Genomic DNA, 17,345 nt, shown 5'->3' with positions numbered 1-17,345 from the left:
CACCATGTCCACGATTCCTGCGGCGCTCGATGCCCTCGTCGCGATCGCCGTTCGGGCGTGGCCGGACGTGCAGGTCCTCGACGGCGGCCCGACGACCGAGGTCCGCGATGACGTGATCGCGATCGGCTACAGCGGTTCCCCAGAGGAGTCGGACGTGCGCAGCACGCTGACCCGGGAGCAGCTGGACATGCAGCCGGACCTGGAGCGCTACGACGTCATGTGTATGGCGTCGGCGTGGCGCGGTGACGCGTACCGTGACGGGCTTCCGGACGCGCGCACGACCAGGCTGCGAGCCTTCGAACTCGTGGAGGGGTTCCGCCGGGAGCTGGCGGAAGACTCGCGCCTGGGCGGGGCGGTGATGATGGCTCGCATGTCGACCCTCGACATGGTGGCCGACCAGACGCAGGCGGGGCCGGTGTGCACGATCCGGTTCATCGTGCACGTCGACGCGTTCACGGAGGCGTGACGGCATGGCGACGGGAAACCCAGCCGAGGAGATCCGCAAGCTGGCCAAGGACTTGGGGAAGATCCCGCCTGAGCTGCGTAAAGCGATACGGCCCGCGCTGAAGGCGGCGGCCGAGCCGATCGCCGCCGACGCACGGAGGCGAGCCTCCTGGTCGCGCCGCATTCCTGCGGCGATCACCTTGGGCGTTCGGGTGAGCGCACGTAATCCAGGCGTGTATGTCCGTGCCCGCCAGACGAAGGCGCCGATCGCGCGAATGTACGAAGGCATCACCGGTAAGGGCACCTTCCGGCACCCGTTCTTCGGCGACCGGAAGCGCTGGGTGACTCAGGCAACGCGCCCGTATCTGGCGCCGGCGGCCGAGGCGGGGATGGGCGGGGTGCTGGACGCGGCGGCCGCCGCGGTGGACCAGGTCGCCCGCGAGCAGGGCTTCCGGTGAGCTTCCGAGAAAGGAAACCAGATGACCTTCAGGCTGCAGTCGTTTTTCCAGCTAGAGGGCGAATTGACCTCGCCGCTGGATCTTTCAACGCCGACGAACCTCGTCAAGTTCGCCAAGCAGATGAATTTGAAGCAGGGTGCGGGCGCGGGCCAGGCCGACATACTGTGGTCCGATCAGCGCACGATCGCCGCGTCCGGCAGTGACGCCCTCGACCTGGCCGGATCGCTGACCGGCCCGTTCGGCACGACGCTGACGTTCGCCCGGATCAAGATGGTCGTCGTGCTCGCCGCGGCGGGCAACACGAACAACGTCAACGTCGTCATGCCCGGCTCGAATGGCGTGCCCCTGTTCCTGGCGGCCAGCGACGGCATCGCGGTGAAGCCGGGCGGGATGCTGTTCTGGTACGACCCGAGCGCGGCTGGGGTGGTCGTGACGGCCGGTACCGGTGACCTGCTGAACATCGTCAACAGCGGCGCCGGGACGAGCGTGACGTACGACATCCACATCGTCGGCGCGAGCTCGTAGGGGGTGCTCATGGAGACCGTGTGGATCTCGCACCCGCGACTGCCGGATTCCCCGCCGGTCGAGGTGCCCGCGTCGTCCCTGGCGCAGCATCAGCGGGCCGGGTGGGAGCAGACCGACCCACCCCCGCCACCCCCGCCGCCGGTCCTCGACCCGGACGGCACATCCGACCAGACCTCAGAAGCCCCGGCGCCTGCCGGGGCTTCTGCATTGCAGGACGAGTCGCCGAGGCGTCGGCGCGCGAGCACTGAGGAGAAGTAGACATGGTCGCCACGCCGATCACCCCCGCGAACAGGTTCTTTCGCCCCGGCATCACCCGGTGCTACTGGGTCGTATCTATCGCCAACCTCAACGCGCCGACCAGGTCGGAGCTGAACGCTGGATCCGACCTGAGCAAGGACATCGCTGACATCTCTGGGTGGATGGTCAGCGGTCAGAAGATCGATACCCCGGACTTGGACAGCCGCTTCGTCTCGAACATCCCGGGCCTAACAAGCGCTCAGGAGTCGGGGGTCACCTTCTACCAGGACCAGCCGGGCGTGGATGTGCGCGGCTTGATGCCGCGTGATGCGGAGGGCCACATTGTGTGGCTGGACGGTGGGGACGTAGCCGGTCGGCTGATGGACGTCTTCCCTGTACGTGTCCTGTCGGTCGGCAAGCAGCGGACCATGGGCGCGGAGGCGGCGCGGCTGGTGGTTCAGTTCTCCATCTCGGCTGAGCCCGCTGAGGATGTGGTGATCCCGGCGTGAGTCTGCGTGAGAGGCTGCTCGCCCGGCCGCGCCCGTTCGATACGTATTCGCTGCGGATCGACGACGACACCGAGCCGCGCAAGGCGCTGGAGGCGGCTCGGACGACCCTGCGGATCCTGCAGTTCCAGGGGGAGGCGGCCGATGAGTCGGCTGTGCGCGCGGCCAAGGCCGCCCTGGCGTCGGCGGAGGCCTCGCTGGCGGCCTGCTACGAGCCGGTGGTGCTGCGGGCGATGCGGCCGGACGACTTCGAGGCGCTGATCGGCAAGCACAAACCGCGGGAAGGGACCGAGGACCGGACCTGGAACCTCGATACCTTCCCGGAGGCCTGCTTCCGAGAGTGCGTCGAGTCCGACCTGACGCCGGCCGAGTGGGACCAGGTCTGGGCGGAAGTCCTCTCGGCCGGTGAGCGGGGCGAGCTGTGCACTGCGGCGATCCGGGTCAACGTTCGGGTCCCGGACACCACGCTCCCAAAAGGCTGGACGCAGACCCAGGCTTGACGATCGAGCTGGCGGTCTGCGCCGCCTACCGCATCCGCCACTCGGAGTTCCTCGGCTGGGATGCCGACGACCGCGACAAAGCAGTCTGGCAGTACATCCGGGAGCGGCAGGCGTGCCGGACCTGTGGGACGCGCCCTGACGAGTGGGACCCCGACAAAGGCGGCGACCACAACGCCTACGTAGCCGAGCCGGAGCGGTGTCGTGGGTGTGAGGTGCGGCAGGCGGCGGCGGCCAGCCTGACGGGCGATGAGGGACGCGGGGTGCACATCGTGCTCGTCCGCAACAAGGAGGTGAAGCCGCATGGCCATCCGTGACCTGATCATCGACATCAAAAGCCGCTGGGACGAGCGCGGGAGCCGTGCGGCCGAGGAGGCGCTGAAGAAGACCGAGGAGGCCGCCAAGCGCAGCCAGCGTGAGCTGGAGCGGATGGAACGCGCCGCGGCCAAGGCTCGCGCTGAGATGGAGGCGACGGGGCAGACCGTCTCGGTCTTCGGCGCGGCGGCGGTGGCCGGGATCGGCATGGCGGTCAAGGCCGCGGTCGACTGGGAGTCGGCGTGGACCGGCGTGACGAAGACGGTCGAGGGCACTCCGCAGCAGATGGCTGCCCTGGAGGGGGCCCTGCGCAGCCTGGCCAGGGAACTGCCGGCCAGCCACCAGGAGATCGCGGCGGTCGCTGAGGCGGCTGGGCAGCTCGGTATCAAGCGTGAGTCCATCATCGGCTTCACGAGGACCATGATCGCCCTTGGTGAGACGACGGACCTGTCGGCCGAGCAGGCGGCCACGGCCTTGGCCCGGCTGTCCAACATCATGGGCACCCCTCAGCAGGAGGTCGGACGCCTGGGCGCGTCCCTGGTGGCGCTGGGCAACGCGGGCGCCTCGACGGAGTCCGAGATCGTCGAGATGGCGCTGCGCATCGCCGGTGCGGGCAAGACCATCGGGCTCAGCGAGGGCCAGGTCCTGGGGTTCGCGTCCGCGCTGTCGAGCGTCGGCATCAACGCGGAGGCCGGCGGTTCGTCGATCTCCCGTGTCATGATCACGATCGCCCAGGCGGTTGACGCCGGCGGCCAGCAGGTGGAGCGGTTCGCCCAGGTCGCGGGCATGTCGGCCGACGAGTTCTCGACCGCATTCCGCGAGGACGCGGGATCAGCTCTGGGCGCGTTCATCGAGGGGCTCGGGCGGGTCGAGGCATCCGGCGGCAGCCTGTTCCAGACCCTGCAGCAGCTGGGTTTCAGCGAGATCGAGGTCCGCGACGCTCTCCTGCGCACCGCGCAGGCGGGCAGCCTGCTGACCGACTCGCTGCGACTCGGCGAGCAGGCGTGGACGGACAACTCGGCCCTGGTGGAGGAGGCGGCCAAGAGGTACGCCACGACCGCGTCGAAGATGCAGGTCGCCCAGAACAACGTGACGGACTTGGGCATCACCATCGGCGAGACGTTCGTGCCGGTGCTCGGCGAGGTGGCTGAGCACACCTCGGACTGGATGGCTCTCCTGCAGAGCCTCCCGGAGCCGGTGAAGGCGGCGGGCGGCATGGTGGCCGGCCTGACGGGGACGGTGGCGCTGGCGGGCGGGGCGGCGATGATCGCCGTGCCTCGCATGGTGGAGTTCACGAAGAGCCTGGAGGGGATGGGCCCGCGCGGTGCGGCGATGGCGTCCCGTCTGGGCGCCGTCGGTTCATTCCTGACCGGCCCGTGGGGGGCGGCGCTGGCGGCGGCCACCGTGCTCACGGTCATGTTCGCCGACGTCCAGGCGGAGGCGGCGGGCCGCGTCAAGGAGTTCACGGACGCGATCATCGAAGACCACGGCGTCGTGGCCGCTCTGACCAAGGAGAAGATCGCCTTCCGGTTGGTCGACGACGGCCTGATCGAGTCGGCGAAGCAGCTCGGCCTGAACCTGGACTTGGTGACGGGGGCGTTCAGTGGGAACAAGGAGCAGGCCGCAGCGCTCACCAAGCAGCTGGACGAGATGTTCGAAGCGCGGATGGGAAAGTCCTCTGGAATCGCGTTCCCATGGGATGAAGACGCGCGGAAGATCAAGAACGAGACGGACGCGATCCTCACCCTGAAGGACTCCCTTGGGGAGTACGGCCGCCAGCTGGACGCGGCCAAGGGCAAGGCCCAGGACCATGCTGACGTCAGCGGCAAGGCCGAGGTGAAGGTCACCAACCTGGAGACCGCCATGAAGGGCCTGTCCGTCGAGATGGGCGGTCAGGGCCGGGTGGCGGGTGACCTGTCCTCCTTCATGCAGGGCCTGGCCACCACGTATGGCCTCGTCGGGGATGACGCCTCGAAGGCCGCCCAGAAGATGCTGGACTCGTGGTCGAGCGCGTTCAGCCAGTTCGGCGACATGTCCAGCGTGCTGCAGGACCTCGGGTCGTCGGGTGGCGGCGGTTCCTCGGCTGCTGACCGGCAGGCGGCTGCTGTCGAGCGCTTGGCGGAGGTGCAGCGCACCAACGCCGACAAGATCAAGCGGGCGCAGCGTGATGTGGCGGACGCGCACGAGCAGGCTGCTGAGCAGTCGGTTGAGGCGCAGGAGCGGATCAAGGACGCCCAGGAGGCACTCACCGCCGCGGTGGAGGAGGCTGCCCGTAAGGAGGCGGACGCGGTCCAGGCGGTGGCGGACGCCCAGGAGCGGGTCGCCGAGCGCAGGGAGGCTCTTGCCACCGCGACGGAGGAGGCGGCGCGCAAGGAGGCTGATGCCGCCCAGAGTGTCGCCGACGCCCAGGAGAAGATCGGTGAGCGGCAGGAGGCGCTCGCCGCGGCCGCCGAACGGGCCGCGCAGCGCGAGGCCGACGCGGTCCAGAAGATCGCGGATGCCCGACAGCGGGTCGCTGACGTCGCGGAGGACTCCGGCCGGAAGATCGAGTCAGCCACCCGTCGCGTTGCTGACGTCCAGGAGGACGCGGCTCAGCGGGAGATCGCGGCGGAGCGGCGGCTGCAGGACAGCCACCAGCGCACCATCGAGGCTGAACAGGACCTGGTTGAGGCCCGAGAGCGGGCCGCGCAGCGCCTGGAGGACCTCGCCCGGTCGCAGGTTGCGGGGGTACTGGACGAGGAGGGCGCGCAGATCGCGCTGGAGCGCGCTCGCGAACGGCTCGACGAGGTCAACGCCGACCCGGAGGCGTCGAGCCTGGATCGGCGCGAGGCCGACCTGGCTTTCCGGCGCGCGGTAGAGCGGCTGGAGGAGATCAAGCGCCGCAACGCCGAGCTGCAGACCGAGCTCGCCGACGCCAACCGGGCGGGCATCGAGGGCAGCACCGAGGTCATCGGCGCCAAGGAGCGCATCGCCGCGGCGATCGAGGCCGAGCGGGAGGCCGAGGCAGCGCTGGCCAAGCAGCGCGAGGAAGCGGCGCGAGCGGTCGCCGACGCCGAGCAGGCCCTGGCTGACGCTCGCCGGGAGGCGGCCCGCCAGCAGGAGGATGCCGCACGGTCTCTCGCGGAGGCTGAGGCGTCGCTGACTGAGGTGCGCCTCGACGGGGCTAAGGACATCCTGAAGGCGCAGAAGGACATCTCCGACGCGCAGAAGGAAGCGGCGGACGCTTCGGCGGCGCTGGACCGGACGCGCATCGAAGGCGCGAAGGACGTCCTCAAGGCTCAGCGCGACATCTCCGACGCGGAAAAGGCCGCTGCGGAGGCGGCGGTCGAGCTGGACCGGACCCGTGCGGCGAGCGCGCAGGACGTCCTGAAGGCCCGTAAGGACATCGCGGACGCGGAGAAAGAAGCAGCCAAGGCCACCCGGGACGCGGCACGGGACATCGCGGACGCCGAGGAGTCGCTGCGGAAGGCTCGCCAGGACGCGGCGCGCGACACGGTGAAGGCCAACGCCGACGTGCGCGACTCGTGGGTTGAGCTGGGCGGCACGGTGGCCGTCACCACGACCCAGTACCTGGCGGAGCTGGAGAAGCAGGTCAAGGACCAGGAGAACTGGGCCGACAACCTCATCAGCCTGGCGGGCCGGGTGCCGGACGAGATGCTCAAGGAGCTCGCCGAGCTCGGGCCGGGCGGGGCGAAGGTCGTCCAGCTGGCCACCCAGATGTCTGGCGAGGAGCTCCAGCGGTTCATCGCCCTGCACGGGAAGAGCGGCAAGGAGGCGGGCGACACCTTCGCCGAGAACCTCGCCGCGGCGGGGCCCGTGCTGCGCTCGATCGCCCAGACCCGAGGTCAGGAGATCGCCGACCGGGTGCGTGAGGGCATGGACGGCGGGCGCACCAGCGTGTTCGAAGCGGCGCGGCGGATCGGCGTCGAGATCGACAACGGCATCGGTAAGAACCGCGAGATCACGGTTTTCGTGAAGACCGACTACCAGGATGATCTGTCCCGTGAGGCGTTGCGTGCGGCCGTCGGCCTCTCTCACGCCTCGGGCGGGATTGACCGGTACGAGAGTGGCGGTATCGAGCGGTACGCGGTCGGCGGGCTGCGCCGGCCGACGGGGCCGACGCTCGCCACCCGGCCCATGGTCCTGTTCGGGGAGGGCCGCGACGACGAGGCGTTCATCCCGTACGACTCGGCCTACCGGCCTCGGGCCGAGAGCTTGCTCGCGCAGGTCGCCTCCGACTTCGGCGGCATGTACCTGCGGCCCATGGGGGCTGTGACGGCCCCAGTCCAGCAGGTGGCCGCGCCACAGTCGCGCCGTGAGCCCGCCACCTTCAACTTCACGATCATCGCCGCTCCTGGGCAGGACACCCGGGCCCTGGCCGAGGATGTCTACCTGCTTTCTACGGCGCGGGGCTACTGATGGCTGGGGAGCTCATCACGGCGCCCTGGCAGCTGGAGTGGGGTGGCCTCCTGATCGGCACGGGCACGCCGTACAGCATCCAGAAGCTGCACGGCTGGCTGGACCAGCCCGGTCTTGACATGGGGACGGCGCCGAAGCCGACGCGGCCCGGATCCTGGGCGGCGCGGCCTCGCCCCCAGTCGAGGGTCGTGACGCTGGAGCTGGAGTTCCGTGCGGGTGTCGATCGGATGGACGAGGTGGTGGCGGCTCTCCGGGCGGCGACGCCGCGGGCGCTGACGGCGGATGAGGCCCCGTTGGTGGTCCGCCTGCGGGGCGAGACGTTGATGGCGTTCGGGAAGGTCTCCAATCGCCTGATCCCCGTCGACCACTCCTTCAGCCAGGCACTGACGCCGTCGGCCACGGTGCAGTGGTTGTGCGCCGACCCGCGGTGCTATGAGCTGACCGAGCGGTCGCTGACGATCACCCCAGGCACCTCCGGCAGCGGCGGCCTCGTCTACCCGCTGGCCTATCCGTTGACGTACGGCACGGCGGGCGGTGCGAACAACGGCACAGCGGCAAACGTAGGCAATGAGCCCACGAGTCCCGTGCTGACGTTCACGGGCCCGATCGCCACACCGAAGATCGTCAACACCTCGGCGGGCTACGGCTTGGAGTTCGCCGTGGATGTGCTGGCCGGGCAGACGCTGACGGTCGATACGGACGCGGGCACGGTGCTGCTGAACGGCTCTGATCGCCTCTACACCCGCAGCAACCTGTCGGTGCCGGTGGAGTACTTCGAGCTCTACCCCGGCGACAACGACCTCACCTTGCTCGCGGCCGCGTTCGGGACCGGGGCGAGTCTGACCGTGACCTGGAAGTCGGCCTACCTGTGAGGAGACGTCTGTGACGATCCGTACGTTGGCGCTGGCGAGCGCCACCACCAGCCTCCAGGACCACCGCCTGGCGCTGGGGGCCTTCCTCGCGCCAGGCGCGTCCGTGCTGGAGCGTCGGGCCGGGGTCTGCTACTACCCGGGGGCGGCGGACCTGACGGGAGCCTCCGCCCTGCAGGCGAACGTCGCGCCGTTCATCGCGGTGGTGGACGGCACCAGCAACAGCCTGCAAGGGCAAATCATCGTCGTGGTGGACGCGAACGAGTTGCTGACCTTCAGCGCGGGTGAGGCGTCCGTCGCGCGCACCGACAGGGTCGTGCTGCAGGTCAGGGACAACGCCTACGACGCGTCGGGCTCGACCGACGCGCGGGTGGTGGTCGTCAAGGGCAACACGAGCACGGGAGCGGCCAACCCAGTCCCCGCGAGCAGCATCCTGCTGTGGGAGGTGACCGTCCCGATCGGGGCGTCGTCGATCACTTTCGCGTCGGCACGGACCGACAAGCGGACCTGGACCGGAACCCCGATGCGAATCCCGGTCAACAGCAGCACCGAGCGGGACGCGCTGCCGACCATCCCGGGGCTGGAGGTTCTCCGGTTGGACACCGGTAGCGTTGAGCAGTACTGGGGTGGCGCGTGGAAGGCTGCTGGCGGCTCAGGAGGAGGCTCCCCGGTCTTCTCCAGGATGGGGACTCTCGCCACGGGAGCGGGAAAATCCCGCTACTACAACGACACGGGCAACACTCTCACCATTTCCGGGGTAAGGGCGTCGGTGGGGACGGCGCCAACGGGGGCATCAATCGTTATTGATGTCAATCTGGGTGGGACAACGATCTTCTCCACGCAGGCCAACCGGCCGACGATTTCCGCTTCTGGAAACACTTCAGGGTTAGTGACCAATATGAATACAACCGCGTGGCCAAACGGGAGCTATATGACGGTTGATATTGACCAGGTTGGTTCCACTGTTGCGGGCGGCGACCTTACTGTCCAGGTTCTGATTTAGGGGATGATCGAACCATGTCGTACAGGTCGGTGGCATCGGCTGCGGTAGACGCCACGTCGATTTCATGTTCAAAACCTTCGGGCACGTCCGAAGGTGACTTGCTTATCTCGTTTTTGGGTGCCGATAACGCGCCGTCAATTACTCCATCGCAGTCATGGAACTTCCTGGGTAGCGAGAGCACTGCCGGAGGTCTCGGTGGGAGTATTCGGTGGAGGGTCGCGGGAAGCAGCGAACCGTCTACATATACATTCAACCTAGGGGCAACCGTTGATGCAGTTCTCTTCATTGTCGCGGTGCGCGACCCGTCTCCTGGCGCGCCGGGGATGCAGTCGGTAAGTAGCCCTACCGGGACGCAGGTGAGCACCCCGTCGATTACACCATTCGGCGGTGACGATCTTGAGATCAGATGCGTTTTCTCAAGCCTGTCTTCAGGTACTGCTGAATGGACGCCTCCGGCTGGATATACAGAACTTGCGGACATATATTCGGGAACAGGGTCAGGGTCTTGTGTGACCGGTTCTCTGGCGATGAAGCAGCTGGCGTCAAGCGCTGCCACCGGCAGTCAGAATTTCACCTGCTCCGTGTCGGCCCCCGGGCTCAACTACGGCTTCACCGTTAATGTTGGAAGTCTGGGCTTCGCCGGTTGGGGCATGCCCATCTAATGGCTGCTACCATCCGCCACTGCGTCATTGCGGACCTGCTCACGGATCAGACGCTGACCGAGATGGAGCTGGCTGTCGAGACGTGCCAGCGCCGGATTATCGTGCCCGGGGCTTTCCGGGCGACGGCCGTGTTGCCGAATCTCGCCCAGACGGAGAAGGCCCGGAAAATCGTCGACGGTAAGACGATCATCCATGTGATGCGGGGCTACGACATATGGGGCTCCTATCCCGTGTGGTACACGGAGCCCGCCATGGACGAGCAGGGCAACCTCACCTTGAAGATCCAGGGGTCCAGCCTGGAGTCGTACGCGTACAGACGGAAGATCCGCGCGAACCTCTCCTACAGCGGCGTCGACCAGATCGAGATCGCACGGCAGCTGCTCACCCACATGGCGGCCCGGCCCGAGGGAGACATGGGCTTCGTGCTCACGCCGGGCAACAGCGGCGTGCTGCGGGACCGGACCTACCGGGCGGCCGAGTCGGCCACGTACGGCGAGCGGCTGGAGCAGCTGGCGAACGTCGCCGATGGGTGTGAGTACATGATCCGCACCTACATCGACCCCGCCACTGGGGAGCGCGTCCGGCAGTGGGTGTGGGGGTACCCGACGCTCGGATCGCCGACCATCACCCGGGACATCGCCCAGCCGGGCAAGATCAAGTCCTGGTCGTACCCGAGTGACGCGACGCAGGCCGCCACCGCCTGGCAGGCACGCGGGGACACCATCCAGGACGACCTCAGCACCGCGAGCGAGCCGCTCATGAGCACGGTGTACGAGGACGCCGCCAAGCTCGCCGCCGGGTATCCGCTGCTGGATCAGACGGCGGACTACTCGACGGTCCGAGACCAGGCGACCCTCAACGGGTACGCGCAGACGCTGGCCGCGACCAGGAGCGGGTCGGTGTCGATCCCTCGGGTGACAGTTCATTTCGATGACGACTTCTCAATCGATCCCAACTTCCTGGGCGACGTCGCGCGCTTCACGCTGGTCAACAACTGGTTCCCTCTCGACGAGTTCGGCGCGCCCACCTTCGTGAAGGAGTGGCGGATCGTCGGTATGGACCTCAAGCCGCCGACGGCCGACGACCAGGAGGAGCGGGCCGAGCTGATTTTCGAGGAGGCGTCCTGATGGCGACACCGCGATACCCGAGGACCGCCGCCGATGAGCTGGCCGACGCGAGGACGGCACGAACCGCGGCGCAGACCGCCGGGCAGTCGAGGGCCCCGTTCGCGCAGGCGTCGAAGGGGCTGGTCCTGCCGAACCTCGGTGCGGACCCTGCCCCGCCACCGTCCGGGGTGATCCTGTACGCGAAGGCCGGCCACCTGTACTGCCGGGAGGCGGACGGGTCGGTGCATCAGCTCACGAGCTGACCTACCGCCCGTAGTGCTGGGGCGGCGGGTATCCGGGCGCCTGCTGGACGGGGATGGTGCGGGTGACCCGCCACCCGATGAAGCTGATCGGGATGGCGACGAGCAGCCAGATGCCGATCGTGAGCAGGGCGAGCCACCAGTGCAGGAATACCCACAGGCACAGGTGGACGATGAAGGTGATCGGGTTGAAGCCTCGCTCTTTCACCTGGATGGTCTGGACGGGCCCGTACCCGTAGGGCTGTGGTTGGTGGCCGTAGGGCTGTTGCGGCGGGTACGTCACGACGTCTCCTGGTAAGCGAGGGGATGCGTGTGTGACGCGCGCTGTGCGTGCGCGGTCTACGTGGTGGCCGGATGCGGCCATGAGCTGGGCGGCGCCCGTTCGCTCCCCGTCGGCGGGCGGCGCCCTCATCTGTTCGATCGGAGGAGTCCATGCTCGACCCGCTCGGTCCCGTGACCATAGGAGCCCGCGAAATCTACGACGAGCTGAAGACGGTCGGCGGGAAGGTTGATCGGGTCGACGCGAAGGTGGACGGGATCGTCGCCGAGGTCGCCGATCACGAGACCCGCCTGAGGGCGTTGGAGCGGGGCCGGTGGCCTCTGCCGTCTCTGGCCGCGGTGCTCGCGTTCGCGTCCCTGGTTTTGGCCCTGATCACGTTCATTCGAGGAGGTTGACGATGCGGTTCGTGCAGGCTGCGAAGCATGGCGGCACTCAGAGCGTGGTGACGCGGATCGTGATTCACGCGACGGTCAGCCCGTGTGTGGAGGGCGGCGCGAAGGCGGTCGCGCGGTACTTCCAGTCGGCGGGTGCGGGCGGGAGCGCGCACTACATCGTGGACCCGGGTGAGACGGTGGCGGCGGTTCGGGAGACGACGATCGCATGGCATGCTCCGCCGAACACGGGCAGCATCGGCGTTGAGCTGTGCGACCCGCAGAAGGGCCCGGCGTCCCGGTGGGCTGATGACGACCACCAGGAGATGCTGCGGCGGGCGGCGGTGCTGGTGCGGCAGGTGGCTGCCCGGTGGGATGTGCCTCTGCGGCGCCTGTCGGTGGCTGAGGTGCGGGCGGGCAAGCGGGGCATCTGCGGGCACGTGGACGTGTCGGCAGCCTTCAAGCAGACGGACCACTCCGACCCGGGGAGCGGCTTCCCCTGGGACGAGTTCATGGCGATGGTGCGGGGCGAGGAGAAGCCCATCAGGGTCGTCGTGAAGGGCGGCGTCGCCCTGTGGCCGGGCAGGGTCCTGGAGGTGCGGGACCCGATGATGCACGGCGAGGACGTGGAGGCGTGGCAGGAGCGTCTCGTCCGGCGCGGGTGGCGGATCGACGCGGATGGCTGGTACGGCCCGAAGTCCCGCACCGTGTGCCGGTCCTGGCAGCGGGCGGTGGGTCTGCCGATCACCGGTCGGGTGGACGAGGCGACGTGGGAGTCGACGTGGTCGTGGCGCCCGCCGGCCGAACCTGAGCCCGAGGAGCCCGCGGCGCCGTGATCGAGGGGGCGCTGCTCGCCTACCTGCTGGGCCGTGATGAACGGCCCGATTTCATACCAGCTCGCATACTGCACAACCCTGACCAGCCACGTTCGGGCTGGTCTTCTTGTTTTCCGCCCCGAGAGGGCGGTGGTCTCCCCAAGGAGGAACGTATGCACGGAGAGCCCATCACGACGTCGCGGCCTGCGGTGGAGGCCAAGGTGAAGTGGGCCACGCTGGGGACCTACCTCGGGTCGGTGGCCGCGCTGAGTGTTCTGCAGGCGGTGAACAGCGATTTGTCGCTGATCGCGTTCTGGCCGGACTGGCTGGAGACCATCACCGTGCCGCTGATCCCGACGGCGATCACGGCGGTGTCCGGCTTCATGGCCCGCCACACGCCCCGCCCGGATTTGCCGCTGTCACAGCGGTAGTCTCAGCTTGTGGGGTCCCGGACGTGCGGCCATGCCGGTCGGGACCCCACCCAGACTGCGGCGCCCCGCTCGTCCTCCTGCGCGGAGGGCGGCGGGGCGCTTTCGTCATGTCTGGGGTCGGTGCGTAGGATCGCCTCGCACCAGCACCACCCCGGGAGACCCGCCGTGTCCGACTACGACTTCCCGCCCGACCTGATCGAGGCCCAGCGCGCCTTCTGGGAGGCGGACGCCCAAGTGCACGCGCTGGCCGACTCGTTGCCGCCCTCCCTGGAGATGAGCCCGGAGCAGCACGCCGAGCTGGACCAGCTGCGCGCGGCCCGGATGGATGCGCTGAAGGCGCTCAACAATCACTCGTGGTGGGGTGGTACGGGCCAGCGTCATGCCCGAGAGATGGCGTTGAAGAAGAAGGCCAAGGCCTGACCTGAAGACCCTTCCCGATCACTTCTCGATCGCCAGAGGGTGTTCTCCGGTCAAGGCGGCCCGGTCCTCGTCCAGCAGGTCCAACGCGAGATCGCGGCGGCATGCGAAAAAGTAGATCTTCTCCGCCTCTTCCATTTCTTCCAGGGCGGCTTCTGCCGCTGCGCGATCGTAATGACGCCCAAGGTAGGCATCGGTGAAGATCGGCTCGAATGCGTTGTGTGCCGCGTAGAGGCGAGCGATGCTGGGCTTGACCTGACCGCTTGCGTGGATCTGGACGATGGCTTCTGCGTCGGCGAGGTTGGCGACCAGGTTGTTGCTCTCGCCGAGGATCCGCTTCTCGGCCTCTCCCATCTTTCGGACGCCGTCTCGCTGGTGCAGGGAGAAGAGGAGCTGTCGCTCGTGGCGCCCCAAGAGGCGGCTGGCTCGGGCGAAGGCGGCGTAGGCTTCACGCCGCGCCTGCAGGCTGATCATGTTCTGTTGGTGTCTGAGCTGGCGCTTTTCCCTCTTCCCGGAGAAGACCTGCGTCAATGCGACGCCGCCTAGGGCGAGTAAGCCGCCGGCCACCGCCGGAAGTATCTGTTCAAGAACGTTCATCGGCTGGAAGACGGCTCGACGCGGTGCGGGGTTGACGGCTGGGCGAGATGGAATTCTGGGGCGCCTCGCCGGGCAGAGCCTCGCCCCGCATGATGGCCTCCACCTCTTCCTGCGTCCCGCCTGCGGCGAGGCAGAGCCGGGCCCGGGCGGCGCGCCGGTCGAGGTCGGCGAGGTCGGCGATCAGCTGGTCGAAGTCGTCCACGCGCTCATGGTGGCCCGGCGGGGTGATCGTGCGCAGGCGGACAGTAGGACGCCCTCACCGTACAGAGATAGCGGTTTCGTGCCCGTCTGGCCACTTCTACCCCCCGTTGGGCGGACCCCGGCCTGTGCCTACGCCACGTAAGGCCAGCCTGTCTGCCTCGAAGCTACGGAGAGCAGTCCGACATGTGGAATCATCGGCTGTCATGGTGAAGTTCCCCTCGATGAAGGCAAGCAGGTTCCTTGCCGTCCTGATGCGGGAACCCCTGAACTATGAGGTCGCACGCCAAAATGGATCTCATCGGACCCTCAAGGCGGTCGGCCTTCCTCCTCTCCTTTTCTCATTCCATGACGGGGCCACTGTTCCACCCGGCATCATTCGCAAGTACCTTGTAATCGAGATTGGCTTGTCCGAGGCGGAGGCCTTGGACCTCCTGGGGTAGGTGATCCGATGCGTAAGGTGACCGTCGTCTACCACCATGAGGACAACATCTGGTGGGCCGAGTCGCCCGAAACCGATCTTCAAACCTTCGCAGCTACAGGTGACAGCCTCGATGAGGTGAGAGAGCTTGCCAGGGAGGGCATCGCCTTCTATCTGGACAACGCCGAGATAGAGCTCGACGAACGCTACGACCAGGCCCGACCGGTAGTAGTGCACTTCCTCATGCGGTCAGCTACAGGCATCGCCGATGCTCTCACCGTCTCGGCTGGGTTCGGTCGAAGCAGCGACGTTGTCTCGTCTCATCCACGCCTCCTCACCTGCTGAGCGGTCTACTCTTAGCCGACATGAAGGTCACGCTGTTACTCGCCGATCATGTGCAGGTCGCTGAAGGCAAGCTGTTCGTCTCAGGTGGCGGCTGGAGCTTCGTTGGTCCTGGGAGACTTGCCTGCGGAGTTGGAGTGATCTTCCATGTTCCATGGGATGAGAGTGGTAAGCGGATCACCTTCAGAGTTCGTCTGGTGACAGAAGCTGGGGAAGTCGTTACGCGCGGGAACCCCCACGAAGACCCCATCGAGGTGGCTGGGGAGTTTGAGATCGGGCGGCCAGCGTATGCCCAGCCTGGTGATGATTTGTACATGCCTGTGGCATTCAACGCGCAACTGCAGCTGAAGCCCGGTGTGTACGCATGGCAAGTTGAGGTTGATGGCCGTACTGATGAAGCATGGCGATCTTCGTTCCGTGTGTGCGAAGTAGCGCCCACCCGCGCCGACAGCTGAACGCTCGTTCCGGTTTTCCGGACGTGTACTGATTTCTACCAGCGCAAGCCTTGCAAAAAGCAGTGCCCCCGCCCTCCGTGTTGGAGGCGGGGGCACTGCTCGTTCAGGCAGTCAGGGGCGGTGGGGGTTGAGCTCCCTCAGTGCGGCGAGGAAGGCCTCGGATGGCGGTGGGGCCGCGATGTAGGCGCCGGTGTCCGGGCTCAGGTAGCCCCACCCTCCGCGAACTCCGGGGGCGTCCGCCACCATCAGGGTGAGGGTCCGGCCGGGCTCGTGGATCTCGGTGACCTCGTGGAAGAGCTCACGGTGCAGCACGTTGGCTCTTCCAGCGCGGTGGCTGGCGGCGCCCTGGATGATTTCGTAGCCCTTGCGGACGTAGCGCTCCTCGTCGTACCCGCCGAGCAGGACGTGGGCGGTGAACGGCCACGGGTGAGAATGCGGTCGCGGCGCGGCGTTCCCGCGCAGGTCCGCCTCGAACCAGACGTTGATCCTGCGCAGAAGGTGAGGGTGTTCCTGCAGCGTCAGCTCGGCCTTGTAGGCGCGGCCGGTTTCCTCGTCGGGGACAAGCGTCCAGCCGGAGGGGGCGGTGAACTGCTCCCAGGAGAGCGCGCCGAGTTCGGGGGCGTGTGCGGCGACGCCTTCGGCCGCGGCCTCGAACAGCGCCTCGTCGAGGGTGAGGCCCGGGGCGACGGTCAGTCGCTTCACCACCATTCCCCCTCTTCTTCATCGCCGTGCAGGTCTGGCCCGGCGGCGAGGCGCTCTTCTTCCCAGCACTGTTCGCACAGGCCGGTGTTGCTGTCGATGTGGACGGCGCCGCACCCGGCAGCGCAGGGGGCATGGATATACATTCCGGTCCTTTCTGGGGCTGGGTCCAGTGTGGAAGGCGAAGCGGTTTTACGCCCTCCACCTGCGGAAACTGTCTGGAAACTGCTTGTTCTTGTCAGGTCTGACAATCCGGACGGGCAGGCGGGGATGGAAGGAGCGACAGCGGCCCAGTGACAGGCCACCTCCAAGATCGCGAGGGCCGCCGCATAATCGCGGTTATCAGGTGGTCAGCTCTCGGGCGCCTGTCGACCGGAGTTCCGGCACGTGCTTGTACAGCGTCGAGCGGGACACGCCCAGCAGCTTCGCGATGCTCGTCACCGTGGCGGTCGGGTTCGTCAACAGGTGCCGCGCGTGCTCGACCTGTTCGGGCGTCAGCGCGGGTGGCCGGCCGAGGCGTTGGCCGCGGGCTCGGGCGGCGGCCAGGCCCTCGTTGGTGCCCTCTACGATGAGTTCGCGGATGAACTCGGCGAGGGCGGCGAAGACGTGGAAGATCAGGCGCCCGCCCGGAGTCGTGGTGTCGAGCGCTTCGTGCAGGGAGCGGAAGCCGATCTCGCGGCGGCGCAGCTCGGCCACGATCGTGATGAGGTCCTGCAGCGAGCGAGAGAGCCGGTCGAGGGCCAGCACCACGAGGGTGTCGCCGGGTCGGAGGTAGTCGAGGCAGGCGGAGAGCTCGGGGCGGTCGGTGTTCTTGCCGGACAGCTTGTCGGTGAACACGCGAATGCAACCCGCCTCTTCGAGGGCGCGAGTCTGCCGGTCGAGGATCTGGTCCCGGGTGGACACGCGGCCGTAGCCGACGAGGGTGCCGGTTCGGGCCGCGGGTTCGGCGGCGAAGAGGTCGTCGGTGGCGGTCATCACGCTTCCGTGTCGGTAAAAGGGTGGTGGCGGCCTTGTTGAC

General features: G+C 67.7%; 22 protein-coding genes. 17 read left to right on the top strand and 5 right to left on the bottom strand.

Annotated features, from left to right (window positions below; all coding sequences use genetic code 11):
* Positions 1 to 4 precede the first annotated feature (4 nt).
* The 11 genes from ABT340_RS35820 (at position 5) to ABT340_RS35770 (ending at position 11,304) form a co-directional block, all read left to right on the top strand.
* On the top strand, positions 5 to 466 hold the full coding sequence (locus tag ABT340_RS35820) for a hypothetical protein (RefSeq protein ID WP_352015346.1): 462 nt from the start codon (positions 5 to 7) through the stop codon (positions 464 to 466).
* Between the two features lie 4 nt (positions 467 to 470).
* On the top strand, positions 471 to 902 hold the full coding sequence (locus ABT340_RS35815; protein ID WP_352015345.1) for an HK97 gp10 family phage protein: 432 nt from the start codon (positions 471 to 473) through the stop codon (positions 900 to 902).
* A gap of 21 nt (positions 903 to 923) precedes the next feature.
* Complete coding sequence (locus ABT340_RS35810; protein ID WP_352015344.1) at positions 924 to 1,427, top strand: hypothetical protein; 504 nt, start codon at positions 924 to 926, stop codon at positions 1,425 to 1,427.
* A gap of 260 nt (positions 1,428 to 1,687) precedes the next feature.
* Entirely contained in the window at positions 1,688 to 2,173 is a 486-nt protein-coding gene (locus tag ABT340_RS35805) for a phage tail tube protein (protein ID WP_352015343.1), read from the top strand.
* Positions 2,170 to 2,670 (top strand): hypothetical protein, encoded by a 501-nt coding sequence (locus ABT340_RS35800; protein ID WP_352015342.1) that lies wholly within the window; start codon positions 2,170 to 2,172, stop codon positions 2,668 to 2,670. Before ABT340_RS35805 ends, ABT340_RS35800 begins: the two co-directional genes overlap by 4 nt.
* Entirely contained in the window at positions 2,667 to 2,984 is a 318-nt protein-coding gene (locus ABT340_RS35795) for a hypothetical protein (protein ID WP_352015341.1), read from the top strand. Before ABT340_RS35800 ends, ABT340_RS35795 begins: the two co-directional genes overlap by 4 nt.
* Entirely contained in the window at positions 2,971 to 7,401 is a 4,431-nt protein-coding gene (locus tag ABT340_RS35790) for a phage tail tape measure protein (protein WP_352015340.1), read from the top strand. Before ABT340_RS35795 ends, ABT340_RS35790 begins: the two co-directional genes overlap by 14 nt.
* A complete protein-coding gene (locus ABT340_RS35785; protein ID WP_352015339.1) occupies positions 7,401 to 8,273 on the top strand; it encodes a phage distal tail protein in 873 nt (290 codons plus the stop codon). Before ABT340_RS35790 ends, ABT340_RS35785 begins: the two co-directional genes overlap by 1 nt.
* 10 nt (positions 8,274 to 8,283) lie before the next feature.
* Entirely contained in the window at positions 8,284 to 9,273 is a 990-nt protein-coding gene (locus ABT340_RS35780) for a hypothetical protein (RefSeq protein ID WP_352015338.1), read from the top strand.
* Between the two features lie 859 nt (positions 9,274 to 10,132).
* Positions 10,133 to 11,062 (top strand): hypothetical protein, encoded by a 930-nt coding sequence (locus ABT340_RS35775; RefSeq protein ID WP_352015337.1) that lies wholly within the window; start codon positions 10,133 to 10,135, stop codon positions 11,060 to 11,062.
* Positions 11,062 to 11,304, top strand: a complete 243-nt coding sequence (locus ABT340_RS35770) for a hypothetical protein (protein WP_352015336.1) — start codon at positions 11,062 to 11,064, stop codon at positions 11,302 to 11,304. Before ABT340_RS35775 ends, ABT340_RS35770 begins: the two co-directional genes overlap by 1 nt.
* 1 nt (position 11,305) lies before the next feature.
* On the opposite strand, the gene ABT340_RS35765 is transcribed toward ABT340_RS35770, so the two are convergent.
* The gene (locus ABT340_RS35765) at positions 11,306 to 11,584 is read right to left on the bottom strand and encodes a hypothetical protein (RefSeq protein ID WP_352015335.1); all 279 of its coding nucleotides are present in this window, start codon (positions 11,582 to 11,584) and stop codon (positions 11,306 to 11,308) included.
* A 149-nt stretch (positions 11,585 to 11,733) separates the two neighbouring features.
* Between ABT340_RS35765 and ABT340_RS35760 the strand changes: the two genes are divergently transcribed.
* The 4 genes from ABT340_RS35760 to ABT340_RS35745 all read left to right on the top strand — a co-directional run bounded on the left by ABT340_RS35760 (position 11,734) and on the right by ABT340_RS35745 (position 13,618).
* Entirely contained in the window at positions 11,734 to 11,976 is a 243-nt protein-coding gene (locus ABT340_RS35760) for a hypothetical protein (RefSeq protein ID WP_352015334.1), read from the top strand.
* 2 nt (positions 11,977 to 11,978) lie between these two features.
* Positions 11,979 to 12,788: a peptidoglycan recognition protein family protein gene (locus ABT340_RS35755; RefSeq protein ID WP_352015333.1), complete on the top strand. Its 810-nt coding sequence runs from the start codon at positions 11,979 to 11,981 to the stop codon at positions 12,786 to 12,788.
* Positions 12,785 to 13,198, top strand: a complete 414-nt coding sequence (locus ABT340_RS35750) for a hypothetical protein (protein ID WP_352015332.1) — start codon at positions 12,785 to 12,787, stop codon at positions 13,196 to 13,198. The genes ABT340_RS35755 and ABT340_RS35750 overlap by 4 nt, the downstream gene beginning before the upstream one ends.
* A gap of 165 nt (positions 13,199 to 13,363) precedes the next feature.
* Positions 13,364 to 13,618, top strand: a complete 255-nt coding sequence (locus ABT340_RS35745) for a DUF8825 domain-containing protein (protein WP_352015331.1) — start codon at positions 13,364 to 13,366, stop codon at positions 13,616 to 13,618.
* A gap of 18 nt (positions 13,619 to 13,636) precedes the next feature.
* Here ABT340_RS35745 and ABT340_RS35740 read toward each other — a convergent pair whose 3' ends face one another.
* Both ABT340_RS35740 and ABT340_RS35735 read right to left on the bottom strand, forming a co-directional pair.
* On the bottom strand, positions 13,637 to 14,212 hold the full coding sequence (locus ABT340_RS35740; protein ID WP_352015330.1) for a hypothetical protein: 576 nt from the start codon (positions 14,210 to 14,212) through the stop codon (positions 13,637 to 13,639).
* The gene (locus ABT340_RS35735) at positions 14,199 to 14,414 is read right to left on the bottom strand and encodes a hypothetical protein (RefSeq protein ID WP_352015329.1); all 216 of its coding nucleotides are present in this window, start codon (positions 14,412 to 14,414) and stop codon (positions 14,199 to 14,201) included. Before ABT340_RS35735 ends, ABT340_RS35740 begins: the two co-directional genes overlap by 14 nt.
* 447 nt (positions 14,415 to 14,861) lie before the next feature.
* Here ABT340_RS35735 and ABT340_RS35730 point away from each other — a divergent pair, with 447 nt between their 5' ends.
* Both ABT340_RS35730 and ABT340_RS35725 read left to right on the top strand, forming a co-directional pair.
* On the top strand, positions 14,862 to 15,176 hold the full coding sequence (locus ABT340_RS35730) for a type II toxin-antitoxin system HicB family antitoxin (RefSeq protein WP_352015328.1): 315 nt from the start codon (positions 14,862 to 14,864) through the stop codon (positions 15,174 to 15,176).
* Positions 15,177 to 15,196: 20 nt separating this feature from the next.
* A complete protein-coding gene (locus ABT340_RS35725) occupies positions 15,197 to 15,628 on the top strand; it encodes a DUF6941 family protein (RefSeq protein WP_352015327.1) in 432 nt (143 codons plus the stop codon).
* Positions 15,629 to 15,739: 111 nt separating this feature from the next.
* On the opposite strand, the gene ABT340_RS35720 is transcribed toward ABT340_RS35725, so the two are convergent.
* Together ABT340_RS35720 and ABT340_RS35715 are read right to left on the bottom strand one after the other, a co-directional pair.
* Positions 15,740 to 16,330, bottom strand: a complete 591-nt coding sequence (locus ABT340_RS35720; protein WP_352015326.1) for a hypothetical protein — start codon at positions 16,328 to 16,330, stop codon at positions 15,740 to 15,742.
* Between the two features lie 339 nt (positions 16,331 to 16,669).
* Positions 16,670 to 17,302 carry a recombinase family protein gene (locus ABT340_RS35715; RefSeq protein ID WP_352015325.1) on the bottom strand — a complete coding sequence of 211 codons (633 nt, stop codon included), beginning with the start codon at positions 17,300 to 17,302 and terminating at the stop codon, positions 16,670 to 16,672.
* Positions 17,303 to 17,345: the final 43 nt, after the last annotated feature.

The organism is Streptosporangium sp. NPDC000239, from assembly GCF_040300765.1.
In the GTDB taxonomy this organism is placed as follows: domain Bacteria; phylum Actinomycetota; class Actinomycetes; order Streptosporangiales; family Streptosporangiaceae; genus Streptosporangium.
The sequence above is the reverse complement of the archived record's forward strand: the minus strand, read 5'-3'. Positions and strand labels throughout refer to the sequence as shown.

Bases quoted from the DNA above. Each gene is read 5' to 3' on its own strand.
- ABT340_RS35820 (WP_352015346.1), top strand. From the start codon at position 5: ATGTCCACGATTCCTGCGGCGCTCGATGCCCTCGTCGCGATCGCCGTT.
- ABT340_RS35815 (WP_352015345.1), top strand. From the start codon at position 471: ATGGCGACGGGAAACCCAGCCGAGGAGATCCGCAAGCTGGCCAAGGAC.
- ABT340_RS35810 (WP_352015344.1), top strand. From the start codon at position 924: ATGACCTTCAGGCTGCAGTCGTTTTTCCAGCTAGAGGGCGAATTGACC.
- ABT340_RS35805 (WP_352015343.1), top strand. From the start codon at position 1,688: ATGGTCGCCACGCCGATCACCCCCGCGAACAGGTTCTTTCGCCCCGGC.
- ABT340_RS35790 (WP_352015340.1), top strand. From the start codon at position 2,971: ATGGCCATCCGTGACCTGATCATCGACATCAAAAGCCGCTGGGACGAG.
- ABT340_RS35785 (WP_352015339.1), top strand. From the start codon at position 7,401: ATGGCTGGGGAGCTCATCACGGCGCCCTGGCAGCTGGAGTGGGGTGGC.
- ABT340_RS35775 (WP_352015337.1), top strand. From the start codon at position 10,133: ATGCGGGGCTACGACATATGGGGCTCCTATCCCGTGTGGTACACGGAG.
- ABT340_RS35770 (WP_352015336.1), top strand. From the start codon at position 11,062: ATGGCGACACCGCGATACCCGAGGACCGCCGCCGATGAGCTGGCCGAC.
- ABT340_RS35760 (WP_352015334.1), top strand. From the start codon at position 11,734: ATGCTCGACCCGCTCGGTCCCGTGACCATAGGAGCCCGCGAAATCTAC.
- ABT340_RS35755 (WP_352015333.1), top strand. From the start codon at position 11,979: ATGCGGTTCGTGCAGGCTGCGAAGCATGGCGGCACTCAGAGCGTGGTG.
- ABT340_RS35740 (WP_352015330.1), bottom strand. From the start codon at position 14,212: ATGAACGTTCTTGAACAGATACTTCCGGCGGTGGCCGGCGGCTTACTC.
- ABT340_RS35730 (WP_352015328.1), top strand. From the start codon at position 14,862: ATGCGTAAGGTGACCGTCGTCTACCACCATGAGGACAACATCTGGTGG.
- ABT340_RS35725 (WP_352015327.1), top strand. From the start codon at position 15,197: ATGAAGGTCACGCTGTTACTCGCCGATCATGTGCAGGTCGCTGAAGGC.
- ABT340_RS35715 (WP_352015325.1), bottom strand. From the start codon at position 17,302: ATGACCGCCACCGACGACCTCTTCGCCGCCGAACCCGCGGCCCGAACC.